23 protein-coding genes and 2 pseudogenes are annotated in these 22,357 nt (G+C 60.7%); 13 read left to right on the top strand and 12 right to left on the bottom strand.

The features are described from left to right. Positions 1 to 23: 23 nt before the first annotated feature. The 3 genes from SB822_RS37775 to SB822_RS37765 all read left to right on the top strand — a co-directional run bounded on the left by SB822_RS37775 (position 24) and on the right by SB822_RS37765 (position 3,417). The gene (locus tag SB822_RS37775) at positions 24 to 1,340 is read left to right on the top strand and encodes an MFS transporter (protein ID WP_007740923.1); all 1,317 of its coding nucleotides are present in this window, start codon (positions 24 to 26) and stop codon (positions 1,338 to 1,340) included. Positions 1,341 to 1,408: 68 nt separating this feature from the next. After that, positions 1,409 to 2,611: an alpha-hydroxy acid oxidase gene (locus SB822_RS37770; RefSeq protein ID WP_079482448.1), complete on the top strand. Its 1,203-nt coding sequence runs from the start codon at positions 1,409 to 1,411 to the stop codon at positions 2,609 to 2,611. Between the two features lie 17 nt (positions 2,612 to 2,628). Next, the gene (locus SB822_RS37765) at positions 2,629 to 3,417 is read left to right on the top strand and encodes an SDR family oxidoreductase (RefSeq protein ID WP_410856986.1); all 789 of its coding nucleotides are present in this window, start codon (positions 2,629 to 2,631) and stop codon (positions 3,415 to 3,417) included. A gap of 63 nt (positions 3,418 to 3,480) precedes the next feature. On the opposite strand, the gene SB822_RS37760 is transcribed toward SB822_RS37765, so the two are convergent. Both SB822_RS37760 and SB822_RS37755 read right to left on the bottom strand, forming a co-directional pair. Then, the gene (locus tag SB822_RS37760; protein ID WP_007740930.1) at positions 3,481 to 4,449 is read right to left on the bottom strand and encodes a cyclase family protein; all 969 of its coding nucleotides are present in this window, start codon (positions 4,447 to 4,449) and stop codon (positions 3,481 to 3,483) included. A gap of 71 nt (positions 4,450 to 4,520) precedes the next feature. Then, the gene (locus SB822_RS37755) at positions 4,521 to 4,835 is read right to left on the bottom strand and encodes an NIPSNAP family protein (RefSeq protein ID WP_009770001.1); all 315 of its coding nucleotides are present in this window, start codon (positions 4,833 to 4,835) and stop codon (positions 4,521 to 4,523) included. Between the two features lie 240 nt (positions 4,836 to 5,075). Between SB822_RS37755 and SB822_RS37750 the strand changes: the two genes are divergently transcribed. Beyond that, positions 5,076 to 6,665 carry an aldehyde dehydrogenase (NADP(+)) gene (locus SB822_RS37750; RefSeq protein ID WP_410856985.1) on the top strand — a complete coding sequence of 530 codons (1,590 nt, stop codon included), beginning with the start codon at positions 5,076 to 5,078 and terminating at the stop codon, positions 6,663 to 6,665. A 622-nt stretch (positions 6,666 to 7,287) separates the two neighbouring features. Here SB822_RS37750 and SB822_RS37745 read toward each other — a convergent pair. Beyond that, positions 7,288 to 8,310, bottom strand: coding sequence for an AraC family transcriptional regulator (locus SB822_RS37745; protein WP_035536941.1), 1,023 nt, complete (start codon positions 8,308 to 8,310; stop codon positions 7,288 to 7,290). Positions 8,311 to 8,597: 287 nt separating this feature from the next. On the opposite strand from SB822_RS37745, the gene SB822_RS37740 reads away from it, so the two are divergent. Beyond that, positions 8,598 to 9,614: a hypothetical protein gene (locus tag SB822_RS37740; protein WP_410857013.1), complete on the top strand. Its 1,017-nt coding sequence runs from the start codon at positions 8,598 to 8,600 to the stop codon at positions 9,612 to 9,614. Between the two features lie 31 nt (positions 9,615 to 9,645). Beyond that, the gene (locus SB822_RS37735; protein WP_009770004.1) at positions 9,646 to 10,158 is read left to right on the top strand and encodes a hypothetical protein; all 513 of its coding nucleotides are present in this window, start codon (positions 9,646 to 9,648) and stop codon (positions 10,156 to 10,158) included. Positions 10,159 to 10,323: 165 nt separating this feature from the next. On the opposite strand, the gene SB822_RS37730 is transcribed toward SB822_RS37735, so the two are convergent. Beyond that, positions 10,324 to 10,950, bottom strand: a complete 627-nt coding sequence (locus SB822_RS37730) for a cation diffusion facilitator family transporter (protein ID WP_410856984.1) — start codon at positions 10,948 to 10,950, stop codon at positions 10,324 to 10,326. A 127-nt stretch (positions 10,951 to 11,077) separates the two neighbouring features. Between SB822_RS37730 and SB822_RS37725 the strand changes: the two genes are divergently transcribed. Both SB822_RS37725 and SB822_RS37720 read left to right on the top strand, forming a co-directional pair. Continuing rightward, positions 11,078 to 11,599, top strand: a complete 522-nt coding sequence (locus SB822_RS37725; RefSeq protein ID WP_009770006.1) for a hypothetical protein — start codon at positions 11,078 to 11,080, stop codon at positions 11,597 to 11,599. A gap of 160 nt (positions 11,600 to 11,759) precedes the next feature. Next, positions 11,760 to 12,265: pseudogene (locus SB822_RS37720) on the top strand (oxidoreductase); the annotation flags it as partial. A 46-nt stretch (positions 12,266 to 12,311) separates the two neighbouring features. On the opposite strand, the pseudogene SB822_RS37715 reads toward SB822_RS37720, so the two are convergent. Next, positions 12,312 to 12,452 (bottom strand): annotated as a pseudogene (locus SB822_RS37715) (IS3 family transposase); the annotation flags it as partial. A gap of 86 nt (positions 12,453 to 12,538) precedes the next feature. Then, positions 12,539 to 12,865 carry a hypothetical protein gene (locus SB822_RS37710; RefSeq protein ID WP_007740946.1) on the bottom strand — a complete coding sequence of 109 codons (327 nt, stop codon included), beginning with the start codon at positions 12,863 to 12,865 and terminating at the stop codon, positions 12,539 to 12,541. 466 nt (positions 12,866 to 13,331) lie between these two features. On the opposite strand from SB822_RS37710, the gene SB822_RS37705 reads away from it, so the two are divergent. After that, a complete protein-coding gene (locus SB822_RS37705) occupies positions 13,332 to 13,574 on the top strand; it encodes a hypothetical protein (protein ID WP_410856983.1) in 243 nt (80 codons plus the stop codon). Positions 13,575 to 13,580: 6 nt separating this feature from the next. Here the strand turns inward: SB822_RS37705 and SB822_RS37700 are convergent, their stop codons facing one another. The 6 genes from SB822_RS37700 to SB822_RS37675 all read right to left on the bottom strand — a co-directional run bounded on the left by SB822_RS37700 (position 13,581) and on the right by SB822_RS37675 (position 16,827). Continuing rightward, positions 13,581 to 13,769 (bottom strand): ribbon-helix-helix protein, CopG family, encoded by a 189-nt coding sequence (locus SB822_RS37700; protein ID WP_009770008.1) that lies wholly within the window; start codon positions 13,767 to 13,769, stop codon positions 13,581 to 13,583. A gap of 146 nt (positions 13,770 to 13,915) precedes the next feature. Next, positions 13,916 to 14,143, bottom strand: a complete 228-nt coding sequence (locus SB822_RS37695; protein WP_079491546.1) for a hypothetical protein — start codon at positions 14,141 to 14,143, stop codon at positions 13,916 to 13,918. A 75-nt stretch (positions 14,144 to 14,218) separates the two neighbouring features. Beyond that, on the bottom strand, positions 14,219 to 15,010 hold the full coding sequence (locus SB822_RS37690) for a spermidine synthase (RefSeq protein WP_410856982.1): 792 nt from the start codon (positions 15,008 to 15,010) through the stop codon (positions 14,219 to 14,221). Beyond that, positions 15,007 to 15,324 carry an HPr family phosphocarrier protein gene (locus SB822_RS37685; RefSeq protein WP_009770011.1) on the bottom strand — a complete coding sequence of 106 codons (318 nt, stop codon included), beginning with the start codon at positions 15,322 to 15,324 and terminating at the stop codon, positions 15,007 to 15,009. Before SB822_RS37685 ends, SB822_RS37690 begins: the two co-directional genes overlap by 4 nt. 52 nt (positions 15,325 to 15,376) lie before the next feature. Further along, positions 15,377 to 15,763, bottom strand: a complete 387-nt coding sequence (locus SB822_RS37680) for a hypothetical protein (protein ID WP_009770012.1) — start codon at positions 15,761 to 15,763, stop codon at positions 15,377 to 15,379. A gap of 293 nt (positions 15,764 to 16,056) precedes the next feature. After that, a complete protein-coding gene (locus tag SB822_RS37675; protein ID WP_009770013.1) occupies positions 16,057 to 16,827 on the bottom strand; it encodes a YoaK family protein in 771 nt (256 codons plus the stop codon). Between the two features lie 450 nt (positions 16,828 to 17,277). Between SB822_RS37675 and hyfB the strand changes: the two genes are divergently transcribed. Genes hyfB through SB822_RS37655 form a run of 4 tightly spaced genes read left to right on the top strand, consistent with a single transcriptional unit; the run spans position 17,278 to position 22,356 of the window. Next, positions 17,278 to 19,287: a hydrogenase 4 subunit B gene (gene hyfB / locus SB822_RS37670; protein ID WP_410856981.1), complete on the top strand. Its 2,010-nt coding sequence runs from the start codon at positions 17,278 to 17,280 to the stop codon at positions 19,285 to 19,287. Beyond that, complete coding sequence (locus SB822_RS37665; RefSeq protein WP_007740963.1) at positions 19,284 to 20,234, top strand: respiratory chain complex I subunit 1 family protein; 951 nt, start codon at positions 19,284 to 19,286, stop codon at positions 20,232 to 20,234. Before hyfB ends, SB822_RS37665 begins: the two co-directional genes overlap by 4 nt. Next, positions 20,235 to 20,903, top strand: coding sequence for a formate hydrogenlyase (locus SB822_RS37660; protein WP_007740973.1), 669 nt, complete (start codon positions 20,235 to 20,237; stop codon positions 20,901 to 20,903). It begins immediately after the preceding gene. Next, positions 20,896 to 22,356: a hydrogenase 4 subunit F gene (locus SB822_RS37655; protein ID WP_410856980.1), complete on the top strand. Its 1,461-nt coding sequence runs from the start codon at positions 20,896 to 20,898 to the stop codon at positions 22,354 to 22,356. Before SB822_RS37660 ends, SB822_RS37655 begins: the two co-directional genes overlap by 8 nt. Position 22,357 lies beyond the last annotated feature (1 nt).

Genomic DNA, 22,357 nt, shown 5'->3' with positions numbered 1-22,357 from the left:
CAAATCAACCGGAGACACTCAACATGCAGGCGAGCAAAAAGCTGCGTCGTATCCAGCGCATTTCCATTTTCTTTTTGACGCTGGCGGGCTGCGTCAACTATCTCGACCGTAGCGCGCTATCGGTAGCCAACAGCACCATTAGCGGCGAAATGGGGCTTAGCGCGTCGCAAATGGGTCTGTTGCTTTCCGCGTTTTCGATGTCCTATGCATTCGCGCAGTTGCCGGTCGGCGTCCTGCTGGATCGTCTGGGCGCACGGCTGATGCTCGGCGCAGGCATGTTGCTCTGGTCGGTCGCGCAGCTGTGCACTGGCTTCGTACATGGCATCCAGCAGTTTTTCCTCGCACGGGTGTGCCTTGGCATCGGCGAAGCGCCGCAGTTTCCTGCCGGCGCGAAGGTGATCGGCGAATGGTTCGCGCTGCGTGATCGCGGCGCTCCAACGGGGATTTTCGTGGCCTCTTCGACGATCGGCCCCGCGATTGCGCCGCCGATCCTCACTGCGCTCATGTTGACCCTCAGCTGGCGCGAGATGTTCATCGTCACGGGTGTGTTCGGCATATTGGTGGCGCTAGGCTGGTACGCGGTGTATCGCAACCGCAGTGAAGTGGAGCTGACACCCGACGAGCAGGCCCATCTCGCCGAAGGTGCGCAGGAAGAACCCAACGCAGCACCGCTGAACGGCGCGCAGTGGCGCAATCTTTTCGCGCAACGCACGACATGGGGCATGCTGATCGGCTTCATGGGCGTCATCTACATGGTGTGGCTGTATCTGACCTGGCTGCCCGCGTATCTGGAGCACGAACGCGGCATGAGCATCGCGCGCGCGGGCTGGGTCGTGGCGATTCCGTACCTGGTCGGCACGCTCGGCATGGTGGGAAGCGGCTATATCGCCGACTGGCTCTACAGCAAAGGCATGGCTCCGATCACGAGTCGCAAGTGGCCGATCTGCGTGGGGCTCGTCGGCGCGGCGGCGGCCACCGTCCCAGCTGCATTGACGCCTTCCGCCTCGATGGCCATCGTGTACATCTCGGTGGCGATGTTCTTCCTCAACATGGCATCCGGCGGCGCATGGTCGCTCGTGAGTGTCGCCGCGCCCCGTCACGCCGTGGCGTCGCTCGGCGGCATCCAGAACTTCGGCGGCTTCCTGGCGGGATCGGCTGCGCCGATCGTCACCGGCCTTGTGGTGGACCGCACGCATTCGTTCGTGAACGCGCTGATCGTGAGCGCCGCCGTCGCGCTGCTTTCCGCCGTTGCTTACATGGTCATGGTGCGCAGGCCCGTGAGCGTCACGCAAGAGCACGAAGAGGGTGCCGTGCTTGCAACCGTGCAGGCGGCCGACTGAACGGCAGCGAGCGCGGCAGCCACATCACGGCAGTTTAAAACCGATAGACAGTCAAGTGCAGGGATCGAATGTCAGTCATTACGTGTGTTGAGGATTTGCGTCTGATGGCGAAGAAGCGCGTGCCGAAGGCGTTTTACGATTATGTCGATAGCGGCTCCTATTCGGAATCGACGTACCGCGAGAACAGCCGCGCGTTCGACGACCTGAAGCTGCAGCAGCGAGTGGCCGTGAATGTCGAAGGTCGGAGCACAGCCAGCACGATGATCGGTCAGCCAGTGACCATGCCCGTTGCCATCGCGCCAACCGGCCTCGCCGGCATGCAGTGGGCGAACGGCGAGATGCTCGGCGCGCTTGCCGCAAAGCGCTTCGGCGTGCCGTTCACCTTGTCGACGGTCAGCATCTGCTCGATCGAAGATGTCGCGCGTCATACCGCCGCACCGTTCTGGTTTCAGCTCTACGTGATGCGCGACCGCGGCTTCAATGCGTCGCTGATCGAGCGCGCGAAGCTGGCTGGCTGTTCGGCGCTCGTCGTCACGCTGGATCTGCAGATCAACGGCCAGCGGCACAAGGACCTGAAGAACGGCATGACTGTTCCGCCGCGTCTCACGGCTTCCAACCTGCTCGATTTCGCGTCGAAGCCAGGCTGGATGATGCGTGCGCTGCGCGGCGCCAAAACGTTCGGCAATCTGGCGGGCTACATCAAGGGCGGCGACGACGTCATCGCGATCAGCAAGTGGGTGGCGCAACAATTCGACCCGACGCTCGGCTGGGACGATCTCGTCGCCATCCGGCGCGGCTGGGATCGCAAGCTCGTGCTGAAGGGCATCCTGAGCGTCGAGGACGCACGCATGGCCGCATCGATCGGCGCCGATGCCATCGTCGTGAGCAATCACGGCGGGCGGCAACTGGATGGCGCGCCGCCCAGCATCGAAGCGTTGCCGGCGATCGTCGAGGCTGTCGGCGACAAGATCGAAATATGGGTGGATGGCGGCATTCGCAGCGGGCAGGACGTAATGAAGGCGCTCGCGCTGGGCGCGAAAGGCACCATGGTCGGACGTGCATTCATGTACGCACTCGGCGCAATGGGCGAGGCCGGCGTCACGCGAATGCTGCAGATACTGCAAAGCGAACTCGACGTCAGCATGGCCTTGTCGGGCGTGCGAACGATCGGCGAAATCGGCCGGCACAATCTTTTTCAGCGTCGTCATGATCTGCTGTCGCGCGGCAGCCTGGGCGAGTCGCAGGATCGCGCTGAGACGGCAATCGTTTAAATCAAGGAGCAAGCTGGATGGATCTGAACATCAAAGGTCGGTGGGCGCTGGTGTGCGCGGCAAGCAAGGGTCTGGGAAAAGGTTGCGCACAAGCGCTGGTCGCGGAGGGTGTAAACGTCGTCATCACGGCACGCGGCAGTGACGCGCTCGAGGCGACCGCACACGCGCTGCGTCTGCTCAATCCCGCGGTCACGGTCAAGACCGTGCCCGGTGACATCACGACGAGCGAAGGGCGCGCCGCTGCACTGGCGGCGGCGCCTCACATCGACATTCTCGTGAACAACGCGGGCGGCCCGCCGCCGGGCGATTTTCGCAACTGGTCGCGAGAGGACTGGATCGCCGCAGTCGATGCGAACATGCTGACGCCGATCGAGTTGATCAAGGCAACCGTGGACGGGATGGCCGAGCGGGGCTTCGGCCGCATCATCAATATCACTTCGGGCGCGGTGAAGGCGCCGATCGACGTGCTGGGACTATCGAACGGTGCGCGTTCGGGGCTGACGGGTTTTGTCGCGGGACTGGCGCGGCAAAAGCGTATTGCGCAGGCCAATGTGACCATCAACAATCTGCTGCCGGGGCTGTTCGAAACCGACCGTTTGCGTCAGTCGACGCGAGCAGCGGCCGATGCGCATGGACAGAGCTACGACACGGCGCTGGAAGCGAAGCGCCAGATCGTTCCGGCTGGGCGCTTCGGAACGCCTGAGGAGTTCGGGGCGTTCTGCGCCTTCTTGTGCAGCGCGCAGGCCGGATATCTGACGGGTCAGAATGTGCTGCTGGACGGCGGCGCCTATCCGGGCACCTTCTGAGGCACGGACTGCGGCTGACGTAGCGTGCATGCCTGACAACCGAGGCATGCGCGCTACGCGTGCTTATTTGATGACGAGAGGATTGACGGGAGCACCCGTGCCGCCAACGATCTTCAGCGGTGCAGCCGTATAGAGGAATTGCCATTGACCGTCGCGTTCGCAGTCGCCTGCGAGTTCGTCGAGCAGCACGACCTCGGTAAATACGACGCCCAGGTTGCGCATCAGCGCGTTATGCAGCGGAATCATAACGCCCGACACGGGATCGACAGTGACTTCGTTGCCCATCGTATCCGTCACGAGACAAGGAATTTCCATCTCCCGAAACCACTCGACGAGTTCACGGCTGAACGTCAAGCCCGGCTCCATATAGTCCTGATAGAACTCATCCGCGTCGCGCTCGTAGAACGAGCCGATCCAGCCGGTGCGGATCAGCAGGATGTCCCGCGGCTCGATGGTCACGCCCTGCGCGCGCGCGGCATCGAGCAGATCCCGATGGTCGAACGTTTCGCCCTTGTCGAGCACGGGCTTGTTGCGGTGACGCGCCATATCGATCAGCACGGCGCGACCGGCAATGCCGCGCTCGGCGATCGGCAGAATGCTGGCGCGCGCCAGGCCACCGACCGTACTCATCGCGTCATAGCCGTTCCAGAGGGTGTCGTCGTACCAGACGTGGCCGAGTGCGTCGCATTGCGTCGATCCTTGAACATGCATGAAGATCACATCGTCGGCATATTCGACGTTACCGTCGAAGTGTGCCTTGCCTGCCAGAAAATGGCCTTTATCGAGCACGTTCATGCGCATCGAAGGGCGCCGGCCGGGAAATAGCGGCTCGCCTTTAGCATGACCGATATCGACTTGCAGCGTGAATGTCTTGCCCTGTCGCACCGCGGCGATGCCGCGCAGAATCTCCGCCGATTGAAGATAGTTCAGCGCGCCGACTTCGTCGTCGGGTCCCCACTTGCCCCAGTTTCTGGGCAAGCCTTCGAGCAGTTGCTTGACGTCTGGATTGCCTTTGGGGTTCGGCACACACATGATTGTCTCCTTGGTTGTTGAAGCAAGCACGAAGTGGCTTGCCTTTGAGTTGTTGCCTGACGGATGCTTGCCTAGCGGATCGGCGAGAAGGAGGCGGCCAGCATGATGCGGGATTCCTGATCGATGAGCAGCGGCGTGGCCTTTGCGATGAACCTGTTCATCCAGTTCGGATCTTCGAGCAGCGCAGCACGGCGCTTAACGCGCTCGTCGAGGCTTTCCCATGCCCAGATGTGCACGACCTGATTCAATGTGCCGACTTCCGTGTACCACCAGCCGATCAGCTTCGCGTGACGCGAAATGATGGGCAAGCCTTCCGCTTCGAAGTTCTGAAGATATTCCTTCAGCTTTCCTGGTTGAACCGTATAGGTTCGCATTTCATAAAACATGAACGAGTACTTTCCAAATTAAGCAGAAAGTCAGTATAGAAATCATCCAATAGCCTTTAAATTGAGAGCTTCTTATAGCGCTATAACGAGCTGTCATGTCCAAAGCGTTGACGCTTGCCAGCCGGTTTGAAATCATTCCGTGAAGGTGCTGCGAGGTCGAAATTGCAGCGACGCGAGCACAGTCGAGTGAATAACGACGCCCGGGACAGGGCGTCGACTTATCCCATCAAGGAAATGAAAATGAACATCGCAGGGAACTTGTTGATTGGCCAGAGCGTGCGACGCGGAACGAACGGCGTGTCGTATGCCATCGACGCGGCGAGCGGCGAACGATTGGAACCGGGCTTCGGTGGCGCGACGCTCGAAGACGTCGATGCAGCGTGTGCATTGGCATGGGCCGCTTTCGATATCTTCCGCGAAACCACGCTCGAAGCCCGCGCGGATTTTCTGGAGACGATCGCGGCCAACATCCTCGCAGCAGGCGATGCGTTGATCGAGCGCTGCGTCGCGGAGTCGGGCTTGCCGCGCGCGCGAATCGAAGGTGAACGCGCGCGAACGGTGGGCCAGTTACGGATGTTCGCCGGCGTCGTGCGAGCAGGCGACTTTCTCGAAGCGCGCATCGATCCGGCTCAGCCCGAGCGCAAACCGGCACCGCGCGTCGATCTGCGTTTGCGGCACATCGGGCTCGGCCCCATAGCGGTGTTCGGTGCCAGCAATTTTCCGCTGGCGTTCTCGGTGGCAGGGGGCGACACCGCTTCCGCACTGGCCGCTGGGTGCCCGGTGATCGTCAAGGCCCATGCCGCGCATCCCGGCACGTCGGAACTGGTCGGCATGGCCGTGCAGAAGGCGGTGAAGGACTGCGAAATGCCAGAGGGGACCTTCTCGCTGCTGTTCGGAAGCGGCCGTGAAATCGGCCAGGGGCTGGTTCGCGATCCCCGCATCAAGGCGGTCGGATTCACCGGCTCGCGCCATGCGGGAACGGAGTTGATGGCAGTCGCCGCCGCGCGTCCCGAGCCGGTGCCGGTCTATGCGGAAATGAGTAGCATCAATCCGGTGTTGCTGTTTCCGCATGCGCTTGAGCAGCGCGGCGAAGCGATCGCTCAGGCCTTCGTGCAATCGTTGACGCTCGGTGCCGGGCAGTTCTGCACGAACCCGGGTTTGATTCTCGCGGTGGAAGGTCCCGCACTCGATCGCTTCGTGGCCGCGGCTTCGGAGGCGCTGAGACTGGCGCCGGCCGCAACGATGCTCACGCCCGGCATTCATCGGGCGTTTGAAACGGCGGTGTCGAAGTTCGCCGAACATCCGCAGGTGCAGACGGTGGCGCGCGCGCAGCCTGCGACCGGCGCGAACAAGGGACAAGGCGCGCTCTTTGTGACAAGCGCCGCCGCGTTTCGTGAGCAAACGGAATTACAGGAAGAGATTTTCGGCGCGGCGTCATTGATCGTGCGTTGCCCAGATCTGCACACGATGCGTGAACTGATCGAGTCGCTGGAAGGACAGCTGACGGCGGCGTTGCAGATCGATGAAGCCGATTACGCAGCGGCGCGTTCGTTCCTTCCGTCACTGGAGCGACGCGTGGGCCGCGTGCTCGTCAATGGCTTTGGTACGGGCGTTGAAGTCGCGCATGCGATGGTCCACGGCGGTCCTTATCCGTCCACCGCCGACGGTCGTTCGACTTCGGTCGGCAGCCTCGCGATCCACCGCTTTCTGCGGCCGGTGAGCTATCAGGACATGCCGGAGGCGCTGCTGCCCGAGTCGTTGAAAACGGGCAACCCGTGGCGAATCAATCGTCTCGTCGACGGGAAGATCGCATTGGCGCAGCGCGCTTGATCGTCGTTGCCCAGGTCGGCGCGATTACACCGCCGCCTTTGCGGCGGCGAGGTCATGAGAAGGGCAAGACGTACTGGTTTAAAGGAACACGCTCGACGGTCGTTCGGTCGGGGTTAGCGACTGCCTGATCGATGCCAGCCTAGGCGAACTGTTCTGATCTAACCGCAAGGACAACGACAATGCATCAAGCCAATCAGCAATGTCGGGAGCACGGTTGCACACTTCCGTCCGCCGGTGCGGACCAGAAGCTCCGCCACTGTGAGGTTGACCGCGATGGCCACCGGCAGGAATGATCGTCTCCGGCTGGACATGATGTCACCTCCTAGGCACTGCCTGGCCTTCGCGGGCTCGGCGGACTATATGAATCAAGCTTGGGCGGGCGCGACCGCCGCGGGCGGGATTTTCACAGAAGACGAACGGGACGGCGGCGACTGCAAAATCCGGAAGCCGCACCGATGATAACTAGAGTTAGCGGCATTGCGTTTATTGGTCCCAAAGTGCCGCGTGTTGCGCCGCAATCCGTTATGCAGGTCAACGAAGTGGTGCGACGCCGACTGGCCGTTATACCCCCGTAAGCCGCCGCTTTGGCCGCTCGGGGTCGGACGACGGCAACGGGTCGAACTCAGCCCTCCGATGCGGTGACGCTCGCGCTTTCATTACCCCCAACCGCTGCACTGGCAGCGTTGTTCCTGCGCCATGTGGCTGGCGGCTCGCCGAACTCTCGCTTGAACGCGCGATTGAACGAGGCTTCTGATTCGTAACCGACAGTCTCGGCAACTGACGCTAGCGACGAATCAGTGAGGCGAAGCTGATTTGCAGCGAGCTGCAAACGCCACAGCGACAGGTACTGCATCGGCGGGAGGCCGACCAATTCCGTGAAACGCAGTGCCAGCCCGGAACGCGAGATGCCCACTTCGCGGGCGAGCGCTTCCACGGTCCATGGGTCTACCGGTCGCGCATGTATCAGCGCAAGCGCCCGCGCGACGAAGCGATCGCGCAGTCCCGCCAACCAGCCCTTGCGATCGTCAGGCATCGTGGCGACGTAGCGGCGCACCGCTTCGACGAACAAGAGCTCGGCAAGCTTGGCCAGGACCGTGGCGCTGCCGGCTTGCGCTGAGGCAGCCTCCTGGGTTGCAAAGCGCAGCGACGATTCGAGCCACGACGCGCTGGATCCGCGCATGTCGACCTTGAACAGCCGCGGCAGTGCCGAAAGTAAAGGATTGCGTGAGTTGTCGTGCGTAGCGAGAAAGCCGCACACCAAACGTGTGACCGCACCTCCGCCACCGTAGGCAAGTTCCATCACTTCACCTGGCCTCGTCTCTATCTGCGTGGCCAGCAACGGCCCCAGGAATTCCGGTGAGAGATCCGTAGAACTGCCTAACACGTGAGTTTCGCCTTGCGGCACCACGATGACATCGCCTGCCTGGACATGCAGCGCACCAGCCGAATCGCCTGGCAGCATCGCCCAGCACGCTCCTTCTGTCACCAGATGGAACGAAACAACGCGCTTGGAAGGCGGCAAATACGCTGAACAAAGGGCGGAATCGGCGTGAGCTATGACGCACCAGGGCGCAGAGAAGCAGCCGTCGAGATGAACCGCTCCCGTCAGCTGGATGACGCGCAATACATCGGAGAGAGCGTCCATAGTAGCGATCGCGCAATGTTGGAGCCGCGCACAAGAAAGCTGGACGCCCGGCCATTCAATGTCGTTGATGCTGTGGTGATACTAGCACCGTGCCTGAAGACCACCAAACGCAGCTCGTCTGATCGGAGGAATGAAGTCCATGCAGGCGTGATGCTTTCGCGATTCGATGCGGGACATCCGCGTTGTATGCGCCTGCTCAAGAAGAGCCAGGCAATTTCATAGACCCGTTCGAGATATCTCGACTGCTTTTACGCTGTAGAACCATCCCCATTCTCTGGAGTAAGTCCATGTCAGCAGTGAATGCCGTTGCTACGACCGATACTGATCCCGCGCAAGACGAAATCCACCTTACGGATGCCGTTGTTCAGCAGCCAGTCTTGCAGCCGTACGTCGACTCCGCTCGCTACGCAAAGTGCGTGGAAGTCTCGAAGCGCATTCGCTGGGACATCGATCGCGATGTAATTCGCGGTCGAGAGTTCGACTTCACGAAAAAGTTTCTGCCTGACGGCCTGTCGTTCGTCGATCGGCTGTCGTTTCTGAACGCCATCGAATGCCGCCTGCTGTCGCAGATTCAAGGGCGTTCGTATGCCAACATCTTCGGGCTTGTTGAGCGCTTCATCGGCGCCAAGGTACTCGATGTTAGCCGCGACCACTGGCTTGGCGATCAGATCGCACTCGAGGCGCTCGTTCGGTTCACCGACGAAGAACTGAAGCATCAAGAGCTGTTTCGCCGCATTGAGACAATGATCGGCATGGGAATGCCCGCAGGGTACACGTTCGACCCGCAACCTGATGAGGTCGCATCGTTTGTACTGGCCAAGTCGACATGGGCCGTGCTCGCGCTGACCTGCCTCATTGAACTCTTCACGCAGGCGCACTATCGCGCCAGCATCGAACCGGACAGCGAGCTTTCACCGCTCTTCAAGGAGGTGTTCTTATTCCACTGGAAAGAGGAATCACAGCACGCGATTCTGGATGAACTGGAATGGGTGCGTGAGAACGCGAAACTCTCTTCGCAAGACCGCGATGTGGCCGTTGACGACCTGATTGCGCTGGTCCGCGCTGTAGATGAAATTTTGCAAGCTCAGGCAGCGGCCGATACGCGCTACTTCATTGGACTTTGCAGTCGACCGAAGACGCCCGTCGAAATCGAATCCGTGATGGAAACCGTCCTTGCTGCGTATCGCTTCCAATACATCGTCTCGGGTGTTCAGATTCCGAGGTTCGGCGCAATGCTCAACGCAATGACCACACCTGCGCAAGCGCTACGGATTAGCGAGGCGCTTGCGCCGATCATGGACTGACCGGCAATCGAAAGACGATGGGCTCAAGTAAATGGAAAAAACGACTCCCGTCCGATTTGACGTGGCCGCTTTGCGAACGCAGGTCCGGGGACTCATTGGTTGGATCATGCGCGAAGCCTCGACGACGAAGCGGGCACCAGTGATCCCACTGAAATCATCGTGTGCAATTGCCGGGCAATGGCGGCGGTCCGGCACGGTGCCTGACCCATGCCATGCGCTCGTCGGATCTGAGCAGTGCGACGGTACAGAACTGTGTATCGATGACCCGGTTGATGTCGCACATCTGGAAGCGCATGAGGCGAACTGGGTTGCCAACCTTGCACTGAATGAAGCATCGATTTTCCAGATCCTGCAGGAGGTGGGTGCTCGTGGAGTTGCGGTGCTCGCAAAAATCCTCTGCAGCAGATGTGCCGAAAGCTTGATTACTGGCGATTACAGCGGCGCCACAGTTTCGTTCGTCGATTACTGGGGCAGTTGTGCAAGGGTCCCGTTCCCCGCGGGTATAGACTCCGCTGACGCAGCAGACGTGCAAAGCCTCGATTGAGGACTACCGATGGATTCGGCATCGGACCGGCTTCGGCCACGAAGCGTCATTCACTCCCACCGTCGTTCAGTCTTTCTGGCGTCGACTCTGCATTGCTAAGCGGGCATTCCCTTCAGTGACTGGTAGTCTCCGAAAGGCGGTGGGGCTTTTTGCCATTCATACCCACTACGCGGTCGTGGCTTTGCTTTCGTCTCGCGAGTCCCGCAAAATTTCCGCGGCCTCACGCACCACATAGGCTCCGATGAGCAACCCGGCAACGAGATCGGCCCAGCGAGACCCAGTGATTCCAACGATAGCCCCGGACACGCAAACGCCCAGGTTGGCAACGACGTCAGCCCGAGTGAAAAGATACGTGGCGCGAGGATGAACCTCCCCGGTACGGTATCGCGACAGCCTCCGCAAGACAGTCACGTTGACCGCCAGCGACAGTAATGCGAAGACCATCATGACACTACCTACAGGCTCGGCGCCGCCGAGCGCCCGTCTTCCAACGTCGAGAAGGATGCCTGTGCCGAGCAAGAGCAACAGGACCCCGCTCAGTCGGGCGGAGCGGTGCTTGAAAACCGGGCTTCGTGTAACCGCCAGCAGCCCTATAGCGTAGGCAGTTGCGTCCGCCAGCATGTCAAGGGCATCAGCCAGTAACCCGCTTGATTGGGCCAAAAGGCCCGCCGTCGTGCCGATGACAAACATCGCAAGATTCAGCGCCAGGGCGACGCGCAACGTCTTGCGCTCTTCATCCGTCTGCGCCCGTGCCTGACTGCACACACACCCCACGTAGTCCTCCGCTTCCACGGTATAAACCCTGATCGTAGCGCAAGAGGCCATTGATGCACGTCAAAGGCGGTTGCGGACCGGCGAGTAGGCTTGAAATCGACGATAGCTACTTGTAATCCGCACACGCTACACGCTCGGAGGCCGCATGAGAAAACTTTTACTCGCAATCGCGCTTTGCTCTGCACTGACGTCGCCGATGCTCCTTGCCGCATCCAAAGACACAACTACCGCACAAAGCAGTTCCAAGTCTCAAAGTTCGGATACCGCTGCATTCGACAAGAGTCTGGCTCAGCTTCAGGAGCAGATGAAAATCATGCAGACGCAAATGGACCAGATTCGCAGCACTCAAGACCCTCAGGAACGTCAGAAACTCCTGCAGCAGCACTGGGCGACAATGCAAAGCGCGATGAGCACCATGCACGGCATGTGGGGCCCCGGAATGATGGGATATGGGAGGATGGGCCCAGGCGTGATGGGGGGAGCCGGTCCCGGCTGTTGCGGTGGCGGCTGGGGGCACATGGGAGGCTATTACTCACAGTTGACGCCCGAACAACTTCGGAAGCGGCAGTACATGACTGACCAGTACCTTCGGATGCAGCAGGAAATGATGAACAACATGATGTGGCAACAACAGTATTGGATGGGTCCTCCTGCCTCGCCCCAGTAAAGTCTGCACGAGCGAATGACTGAATTTGCTTCGAGACCTGCCGTTGTCGCCAGGAAGTGTCAGAGGACCGCTCCGGGTTGAACTGACGCTCACAACCGGCGCACAGATTGTGCCGCTCATCGCGCATCTGCGGCGCGTCGCGAAGCGCCGCGCTTCGGCACGCGGGAGAAGGGCGGCGTGGGTGGGCTCGTCGTCCACGCGCGGCGGCACGCCGCCGTTCCTTGTGCCGTATTTTGCCGCCAAGGCCGCGATGGATGCGCTGGCTGTGTCGTACTCGACCGAACTGGCGCGCTGGGGCATCGAGAGCACGAGCATGGTGCCAGGCGCCTTCACCAAGGGTACCAATCACTTCGCGCATTCGGGCGAACCGGCCGATGCTGATGTCGCGGCCGAATATGAAAACGGCCCCTATGCAGGCGTTACCGAGCAGGCACTGAAGGGTCTCACGAGCCTGGAGCCATCGGATGCCGATCCGGTACAAGTCGCGCGCGAGATCATCAACGTCGTGAACCTGCCGTTCGGAAACGGCCGTTCCGCGTGCACGTCGATCCGTCCCAGGACGGCGCTGAAGTGGTCAAGGTGGTGGCGGACCGGATGCGCCGCGAGATGTACTTCGCAATCGGCCTGCAGGATCTGCTTTCGCCGAAGATCAGCAGCCAACAGTAAGGTATCCAGGAGAACAATTCGGGTTGAGTTTTGTATCGGGGAGCGCGCGCGCCGGCAGATTCTCCGTGACCGGCAGCTTTTGCCTCGAGTCCGTCGAGACGCGATAACGGCGTTTGTGTCGGGCCCGGATACCATTGTCGCGCATCAGACGCTCCCCCCGCTCCTTGCCGGCCGGAAGGCTCCGAGCCACGAATAGCAATACAACTCAGACCACTTCCGAGCGTGGATTCTGAATCGGGCGACGCGAACAGAACAACGTCACAAGATCAGAGATCAATTAGGTTTAGCATCGTCACATATGTGCTTCGCCGAAACGATTTCTTCGCCCAAAGATGCGAAATATGCTCGCCAAAATCGAACTGCTTCTTCCGCAGACACCTGATCTGGAAGACACTCGATCTCAAAAACGTCGCACTCTGAAGGGTGTCCAAACACGCACCATCCCTTCAACGCCGCGTCTGTTCCATGCAAAATGAGACTTATGATGTTCGCGCGACGTTGCTCTATGCTCCCCGCGACATAGTCAATAAACAGACTGGAATCCGATGGTCGAGAGACGCCAAAAACTTGATACGGAATCGGATAAGATAAGCTTTCCATCGTCCTCTCCTCCAGTCTCTATTGGTCGCTAAACATTGGTGATGTAACGAGTAGAATTTTTTGCGTGCAGCAAGCTCGTCGGAAGGCATGCGCTCGATTGCCACGGCCTTTGTGCCGTGGCAATCGCCCCAACGAACATTCGTTTGAGCCCACAGCGTATAAGAAAAGGACAGGAAACTATGTACGCTGCCGCTTATGGAAATCACAGAAATCGCGGCTTGAACGCCTCAAGGCGAGAAACTCGCACGGCGAACAAAAACCGTCCGTCCTGCCGTGCCATTGCCGTTCGGTCCGCGCTTCATGCTAGAAACCTCAACTGCAGGTGATCTGGCGCCATACAAGCTTCGACGCGAAATACGATGGACTCGGGCAGGTCGATTTCGGGTCGACTTCGGGGACGACGGGACGGATTGGATTGTGCGGCAATGGACCATCGAAACCGGCAGCGACCGGGTATGGCAGCCCTATGGCCGCGTCAATCTATGGCACGATTGGGTGGCGGCCGAACACGCAGTTTGGGAGCGAGCAGATTCCTCTGCGCGAAGGAGCAACCCGGATGGAACTTGCCGGCGGAGTCACGGCGTTGCTTTCGCCGAATTTCAGCATCTACGCACAGGCTGGTTACCAGTTCGCTGTGGATAACACGGATGGTGGAAGACGTCAGGGCGCGTGCAGGGTGATCCTGGGCTTCGTTACGCGTCGTGCCTAAGAACTGTCATCGCCGCGTACGTGAGCCGATGGTGCTCCGCGTTTTCCAGGTGACGCCGTGCTGCTCGAGGTAGTCTCTGATAAGCTGCCGCACAACCTGAGACGGTGTCAGGTCCTGTGCGGCGCAGAGTTTCTCGAACGCTTCTTTTTTTACGGGGTCAATCAGGACTGTCAGTCGGGCGCTTTTCGATTCCATGGTGGCAGCGAAGGTTGGAACATGTTAATCAAATTATAATGGATTGTTCGCTTTCGCTACAGTAATTGATGTCACGGCGCTCAATCGACAGGCGGGCGCGTGCGTCCAGGTGGCAGTCCTGGCGGCCGCCGGCAGCAACAAGAGCGTCAGATTCGCGTCCGGCCAAGCAGAAAGCTGCGTCCCGCCTGGGTGAGCGTCGTGGCCCCCCGACCGTTTTCGGAGACGGCAACAAACCCGGCACGAATCAGTTCGTGAGTGACGGACCAGCTCAGGGCTGGCGTGTCGCGCCCGTAGCGTGGTTGCGAAAGGCGCTCGAGCGCCCAGATCGCTGCATGGCTTAATGTGACTGGCTGAAGGTCAGTAGGCTCGGTCATGTCTCGTCCTTGTAATGGCGTGGTTCGCGATGGGAGAAGCGGGGTGAACTCGATCCCGCAGGGGAGCGTGTCTGGTCAGGTTCTTGGGCAGGCAGTGCGTTCTTCCCAGTCAATCCTTTTGCCGTATTCGATCCTTATCGCCGTTTCGCGTAGATTCAACGGGTGCATGGTTTCGAGGACGCGCGCTAGTGCAAGCGACTCGTCCAGGGGGAGGGATGCGGCCGGCGCCTTCCACGCAAAGACGATGACATTCTCGGGGCTGTCCTCCGCCGGCACCACGACGACTGCATCGTCGAAGACGGCCCTGATTGAGCAGACGCAGCGGCGGAACCCGGAATCGCTGCTGATCAGATTGGCTACCAGCAATCCGTTATCCGGCAACTGTCGCCGGCAGGCCGTATAGAACGCTGTGCTGCACAGTTGCGGCGGCACACCCTCGGCGTTGAAACCATCGACAAGCAGCACGTCGGGGCGATGGTCAGACGAATCGACATAGTGGGCGCCATCCGCACAGATCACCGCGAACCGCTCGTCGTCGGCCGGTATCTGGAATAGCGAACGAAGCGCGAGCACGTCGGGATTGATTTCGACAGCGGTGATGACGGCGTCCGGCACATAGCGATAGCAATACTTCGCCAGTGAGCCCCCGCCCAGGCCGACGATCGAAATGCGGCGCGGATTCGGCTGGAACAACAAAAAGCCCATCATGGTTCGCGTATATCCCAACGCAAGCGCGTAGGGCTCATGCGCAAGCATGCAACTCTGCACGCCGGTTTCATCGAACTGCAGCGCGACGAAACCGCCCGCACGTACAACCACAGGTCGCTCGTGTCCTGGATTGCGGCTGGGCCGGCCGCTCCGGGTCATCGTTCGGCAATGGCAGGTGTGCATTGCGGGCGCGGCTGCATGTATTGCAACGCCCCGCACTTTGACGCACTGAGTATGGCCGAAAGGGCGTGCAGTGCATCCCGCTCGTCAGGACCTGCCACAAGAATGCGAACGGGCGTGTCCCGCCGGGCCCGCAGCGACATGACCGACATGGCATCTTTGCCATTCACATGGCGGCCATTTGCCGTGCAGATAACATCGCTCGCAAACGTGGCCGCTGTTGCCGCGAATTCCGCAGCTACCGTCTCATCGACTCCCCATCGGGCCGTCACCCGAATCAAAGCATCTACCACTGCATCTCTCCGTTCCTTCGCGCCGGTTCAACAAGGTCGATCCGTATTCGATCTAGTGCAGACGCCGTCCGACAATGTCCGCAAGAAAGCTGCGCAACTCTTCGGCCCATGTCTCGCTGTCCAGCATCACGCTGGTGGTTTCCACCGGTCGCATGCTGGCGTCGAGATAGACCGCGCGGACGGCCCTAGGCGGTAGTGGTTTGCGAAAAAGCCGGCCATCGCCGTCGAGAAAGAGGCATGTCTTTCCGCGATAGCGGGCGCCACGGATCGAGATAGCGTCGAACACATGGCGCGCCGATGCCTTCGGATAGACAAAAACGATGTTGATTCCATGGGCTTCGAGACTGTCGGATATCTCCGCAAACCGATGGAGCATCTGAAATCCGCGTTCCCCGGCCGTGCCCACGCCGACCACGACCAGACCGTGATCGCCCTTCATGTCCCGAACAAGTCGGCATGCGTGGTCGTACGACAGCAGAGCAGCACCAGGGTCAATCACGTTCTTTCCTTGCCGGTCTTTTGGACGCGCTTCGCACGTCTGTGCAGCGCACCGCTTCAAGGCTTCCCCAATCCAGCCTCCTGTCAGCGCTCCGTCAGACTGAAATGCAACTCAAATGATAATGACATTATCATAACATGTGTGCGTTTGACCGGCACGGATGACGCGACTGCGCGTTCTGTACCGGCACGGCACGGAGCATGAGGCGCGATCGTGTCGGCTCGTCACCGGGATCATTGCGGCTCGCGCGCGGGCCGCCAGGGCCGCTCCCGCAGATCGTCAAGCAGTGGAATGATCGCCAGTGCCATCAGCACGCCCGCGAGCGGAATGGTCGACGCGTAGCCGACATGCTTGAAACCGAGGGCGCCTGTCACGCCGCCTGCAAAGAAACTCGCGAGCATGCCGGAGTGCACCTTGAGTCGCTCCCGGTTGGCGAGAACGGGTTTCGACGCAGGATCATCGTTCGACGCATTCCAGTAAAAGAGCTTGCCGAGTTCGATGCCGATGTCGGTGACGATGCCCGTCATGTGCGTGGTGCGGATTTCAGCGCCTGACAGTTTGGTGATCATGGCGTTCTGTAACCCCATGATGAAGCAGAGCAGCACGACGGTTGCCGGAACGAACAGGGTGTCCCGCAACGCCAGGTGACTGCCGACCAACCCGAAGCACAGAAGCAAGGCGGCTTCGAGCATCAGTGGGGAAGCATATTGACTATGCAGGTGCTGACGGCGCCCCCAGTTGACGAGCACCGCCGAGCAGGCGGCTCCCAGCAGAAACGAAATCAGCGAACCGATACCGGCAAGCACCAGCGCGGCATCACCAAGCACCGCCTCGTCCGCGATCGCGGAAACAATGCCGCTCATGTGCGATGTGTACTGCTTCACGGCCAGATATCCACCCGCGTTCGCCGCGCCTGCGACAAACGCAAGGGAAAACCCGAGGCGCCTGTTCGCCTCGGTACTCCGGTCTTTTCCGGTCAATGTTCGAAAGAAGTGCGCGGGCATGCGAGCAAGACTCCTGCCGTCACACGATGTGTATGCGGCCTTGTGTGGGCGTGAATTCCACCGCGTCGGAATTTCGCGCTGGTCTCGGGTCTGAATGACGGATTGCCATTGTGCAGGCGTGAAAACACGGCGCCGCCGCGAAGCGAGGGGTGTCATCGCTGCCGTATGGAATCCTGCGGACAAAGCTGATAGGATGATAACGACATTATCATAATCTGATAACTGTATGTTCCTGACGCCGGGCCTGTGCTTCCAGGTTCCGGCCTCGAGAGGAGACATCCCATGCGGCGCGGATTTGCGGCAGACGGACAGCTTCGTCAAACGTGCGGTCAGACAGGCAGGCGCTCAGGCGTCGCCTGTCCTGAAGGACGTGCTACGCAAGTCGTTGATCGCTTCGCATCCGGTGCGGCTGCGGGCCGCGAATAGGCATACAGCAAAGAGCGACGCACGATGGCCTCTTTCACCATCCTTCCGTTCGTGCTTGCCGTGATCGCAGGTTGGCTCGTCGTCGGCGTGCTGGGGCTCACCAGTCTGCATCGCACGCGAGTCGTCGCACACGGGCTGTTCCCGGCAGGCGCATTGTTCGGGTTGCTGCTCTGCGCGCTGGGCATTGCAGGCGTGTTTTCCGCCCCTCAGGAGGCGATCCTGCCGCTGGGACTGCCGGGGCTGCCGTTTCACGTCAGGCTTGACGGTCTATCGGCGTACTTCCTGGCGGTGCTCGGGATGGTTAGCGCAGGCGTCGGTGCCTTTTCCGCTGGCTATTTCCGCAAAGGTGAAGGCACGCCCCCCGGGTTGCTCTGCTTCGAATATCACGTGTGCCTCGCGGGCCTCGCGTTCGTTCTCGTGGCGAACGACGCCTACTGCTTCATGGTCGCGTGGGAAACGATGACGCTGGCGGCAACGTTCCTCGTCATGAGCAACCATCGTATTGCCGAGATCCGTCGGGCTGGCTACCTGTACTTCCTGATTTCGCATGTGGGAGCGCTTGCGCTGCTGCTGTGTTTCGGGCTGCTGCAGGCGGGTACCGGCGACTATACGTTTGCCGGCATGCGGCAACAGCATCTGGGCATGTTCTGGGCATCTGTCGCGTTCGTGCTGGCGCTACTCGGCTTCGGTGCGAAGGCGGGCATCTTCCCATTGCACGTCTGGTTGCCCGAGGCGCATCCGGCAGCACCATCGCCTGTGTCGGCATTGATGAGCGGCTTTGTCCTGAAGGCAGGGCTTTACGGCATGCTGAGGACGGTCTTCGACCTCCTGCACCTGCAGATCGCGTGGTGGGGTGTCGTGATGCTGGCACTCGGCCTTTTCACCGCGCTGTTCGGCGTTGTATTCAGCGCGATCCAGACCGACATGAAAAGGCTGCTCGCGTACTCGTCGATCGATAATATCGGTCTGATGTTCGTCAGCATGGGACTCGCGGTCCTGTTCCGGGCGTTCGACATGCCGGCGCTCGCCGCTTTATCGCTTACCGCGTTGCTCTACCAGATCGCAAGCCATGCCGCGTTCAAGAGCCTGCTGTTCATATCGACGGGCTCCGTCCTGCATGCAACAGGTGAACGCAATCTCGGCCGCCTCGGTGGCCTGATCCGTTTCATGCCATGGACCGCGTGGGTCGCGTTGCTGGGCGCGCTTTCGAGTGCCGGTCTGCCGCCCTTGAGCGGGTTCGTGTCCGAATGGCTCTTGCTGCAGAGTTTCCTGTTCACGCCCGACCTGCCGAATTCATTCCTGAACATGATCATTCCGCTGGTTGCAGCGTTGATCGCACTCGTTGCCGCGCTCGCCGGCTACACGATGGTGAAGTTCTTCGGGATCATCTTCCTTGGGCAGCCACGCGAGCCAAAGCTGAGCAACGCGCGCGACGCAAGCCCATGGGAGCGTGTCGGCTTCGTCTGGCTCGCAGCGATGTGCGTGCTGCTCGGCTTGCTGCCGGTGCAGTTCGTGGCCGTGCTCGATCGTGTGACGCAGGCGCTGATCGGCGCGGGCATCGGGCCGGCAGTCGCCCGGAATGGCTGGTTGCTGTTGGCGCCCACGAATATCGGGCGCGCGAGTTACATGCCATTGGTCTTTCTGCTGTTCTTTGTCGGCTGTTGCGGGCTGGCCTGGATACTGGTGCGCCGGTTCTATCATGGGCGGCTGCGTCGCGCGATTCCCTGGGCGTGCGGCCATCCGTTCGTGAATGCGCGCATGCAGGATACGGCCGAAGGGTTCGGCCAGCCGATCCGCGAAATCTTCGCGCCGGTGTTCAGGATCGAACGGCAGCTTCCGTCACCCTTCGACGCGCATCCCACGTATCGCGTCGCTGTAATGGACCGCACGTGGGCGATGATTTACGAGCCTATCGAACGCACTGTCAGGCGTATTGCGGCGCTCGCCGGCCTGCTCCAGGCGGGCCGCATCGCCGTCTATCTGATGTACAGCTTTCTTGTGCTCATCGCCCTGCTGATTCTGGTAAGACGATGATCACGATCTCGGGTCTCTTCTCGCAACTGTTCGAAATCCTGCTGGCGCTCGCGGCGGCACCGCTGCTGACTGGCTGGATCAACATGTGCCGCGCCTGGTTGCAGAACCGTCGCGCGCCGTCCATCTGGCAGCCGTACCGGATGCTGCATAAGCTGTTCAACAAGGAATCGGTCGTCGCGCATCACGCAAGCCCCGTATTTCGCGGTGCGCCGTACGTGATCTGGGGCTGCATGACGCTCGCGTGCGGCATTGTGCCGACGCTGTCGACGGATCTGCCCTTGTCGCCCGCCGCCGACGCCATTGCGCTCGTGGGTCTTTTCGCGCTGGCGCGTGTCTCGATCTCGTTAGCCGCGATGGATATCGGCACGGCATTCGGCACACTGGGCGCACGTCGCGAGATGCTGGTGGGGTTCCTTGCCGAACCGGCTCTGCTGATGGTGCTTTTTTCCGCGTCGCTGATCACGCACTCCACGCTGCTGACGCATATCGTGGGCACGCTGAGCCATCAGGAACTTGCGATCTATCCGAGCCTCGCGTTCGCGGGCATTGCCTTCACGATGGTGTCGCTCGCCGAGAACGCACGCCTGCCCGTCGACAATCCCACCACGCATCTCGAACTGACGATGATCCACGAGGCGTTGATCCTCGAGTACTCAGGCCGGCATCTTGCGTTGATGGAGTGGGCGGCGAGTCTCAAGCTGTTTGCCTACTCGTGCATCGGACTGGCGCTCTTCGTGCCGTGGGGCATCGCGGAAGCCGGGAATCCTGTCGCACTGCTGCTCGCAATCCCGGCGCTATTCGTCAAGCTGCTGGTGGGCGGCGCGGCGCTCGCCGTGATGGAGACGACCAACGCGAAGATGCGCATCTTCCGGGTGCCGGAGTTTCTCGCCACGGCCTTTCTGCTCGCGGTGATCGGCATGCTCGTCCACTTTCTGCTGGGGGCATGAATGCACGGTCTCCACAGTCTTTCGACGCAGATCATCAACCTGCTGGCCGCTGTCCTGCTGATGGTGTCGTTCGCGATGCTCAGCCAGCGCCGGATTCTGACGCTGATTCACCTCTACACGCTGCAGGGCATCGCGCTTGTATTGGCCAACCTCGTTCTGGGCTTTGTCACCGATGACGTCCATCTGTACATCTCGGGGATGCTGACTCTCGTCCTCAAGGTCGGGCTCATCCCCTGGATTCTGTACCGGCTGGTGCAGCGCCTCAACGTGAAAACCGATGTCGAGACGCTACTCAACATACCGACGACGCTGCTCATCGGAATCGTGCTCGTTATCGTGGCGTTCAACGTAGCGACGCCGGTCAGCCAGCTCGCATCTTCGGTTGCGCGTGGCACGCTCGGCATCGCGCTCGCCTGCGTGCTGCTGTCGTTCATGATGATGATCACTCGCTCCAAGGCGATACCGCAGGTGATCGGCTTCCTTTCGATGGAGAACGGTCTTTTCTTCGCGGCCGCGGCGGCGACCAACGGCATGCCCATGATCGTCGAACTCGGCATCGGGCTCGACGTGCTGGTCGGCATCCTGATTCTCGGCGTATTCATGTTCCAGATTCGCGAGCAGTTCGACAGCCTGGATATCCACCACCTGGAAAAGCTCAAAGATGACTGACGCCTGGATTCTGGTGCTGGTTTTCGGCATTCCTCTGTGTGCGGGAGTATGCCTTGCGCTAGTGGGGCAACATGCGTCGGCGCCGGGCCTGAATATCGCGTTCAGTTTTTTGACTTTCATCGCGGCGATGCTGCTGGCCGCGCAAACCGTTGCCCACGGTCCAGCCTTTGCACTCGGGAAGCTCTTTTTCGTCGATCCGCTTAACGTCTTCCTCGTTGCACTGACGGCATTCGTCGGCTGGACCACGTCGATTTTCTCGCGGCCGTATATGCGGATCGAACAGGGGCGCGGCAAGATGACGGCGACGCGCATGCGGCTCTATCACAGCATGTACCAGCTGTTCGTGTTCGCGATGCTGCTCGCGCTGCTCACCAATAACGTCGGCATCCTGTGGGTCGCGATGGAAGCCGCGACGCTCGCGACGGTGCTGCTCGTGAGCGTGTATCGCACGGCGGCTAGTCTCGAAGCGGCGTGGAAATACTTCATCCTGTGCGGGGTCGGCATTGCGCAGGCGCTGTTCGGCACGATCCTGCTTTATCTCGCGGCAAGCCGGCAGCTCAGCGGCGGCGATGCGTTGCTCTGGACCAGCCTGAGCGCGGTCAAGGGCGCGCTCGATCCCACCATCATGTCGCTTGCGTTTGTCTTCCTGCTGATCGGCTATGGCACGAAGGTCGGCCTCGTGCCGATGCACAACTGGCTGCCGGACGCGCACGCCGAAGGACCCACGCCTATTTCCGCCGTGCTCTCCGGCCTGCTGCTCAACGTGGCGCTGTATGCGGTACTGCGTTGCAAGGTGCTTGCCGACGGGGCTTTGCAGAACGGTCTGCCGGGGCGGCTGCTGGTCGGGTTCGGCCTGGTGTCGGTGCTGGTCGCCACCTTTTCGCTGTTGCGGCAGAAAGACGTGAAACGCCTGTTCTCGTATTCGTCGATCGAGCACATGGGCCTGATGACGTTCGCCTTCGGACTGGGCGGGCCGACTGCGACATTCGCCGGCCTGCTGCATATGACCGTGCATTCGCTCGTCAAGTCGGCGATCTTCTTTGCGGTCGGCCATGCTGCCCAGAAGGCGCGAACACAGACGATCGACGACATTCGCGGATTGCTGCGCGTGAGCCCGACCGTTGGGTGGGGCATGATGCTGGGCGCGCTGGCCATTCTTGGCATGCCGCCGTTCGGCGTCTTCGCGAGCGAATTTCTGATCCTGACTACGGCCATCAACGAACTGCCGTGGGCGACACCCGTGCTCCTCATCGCGCTTGCCGTGGCGTTCGCAACCATCTTCGCGCGCGTGCAGCACATGGTATTTGGCGAGACGACGGCGACCGTGCTTGAGCATCCGCCGGCAGTCCTGCCGATATTCGTTCACCTCGGCTTCGGTCTGATGCTGGGGCTTTACATTCCACCGTACCTTGCCACGTGGTACCGGCAGGCGGCAGCGATGATTGCGGGGTGAC

The sequence above is a fragment of the Paraburkholderia sp. SIMBA_054 genome (assembly GCF_046534875.1).
Classification (GTDB): domain Bacteria; phylum Pseudomonadota; class Gammaproteobacteria; order Burkholderiales; family Burkholderiaceae; genus Paraburkholderia; species Paraburkholderia hospita.
The sequence above is the reverse complement of the archived record's forward strand: the minus strand, read 5'-3'. Positions and strand labels throughout refer to the sequence as shown.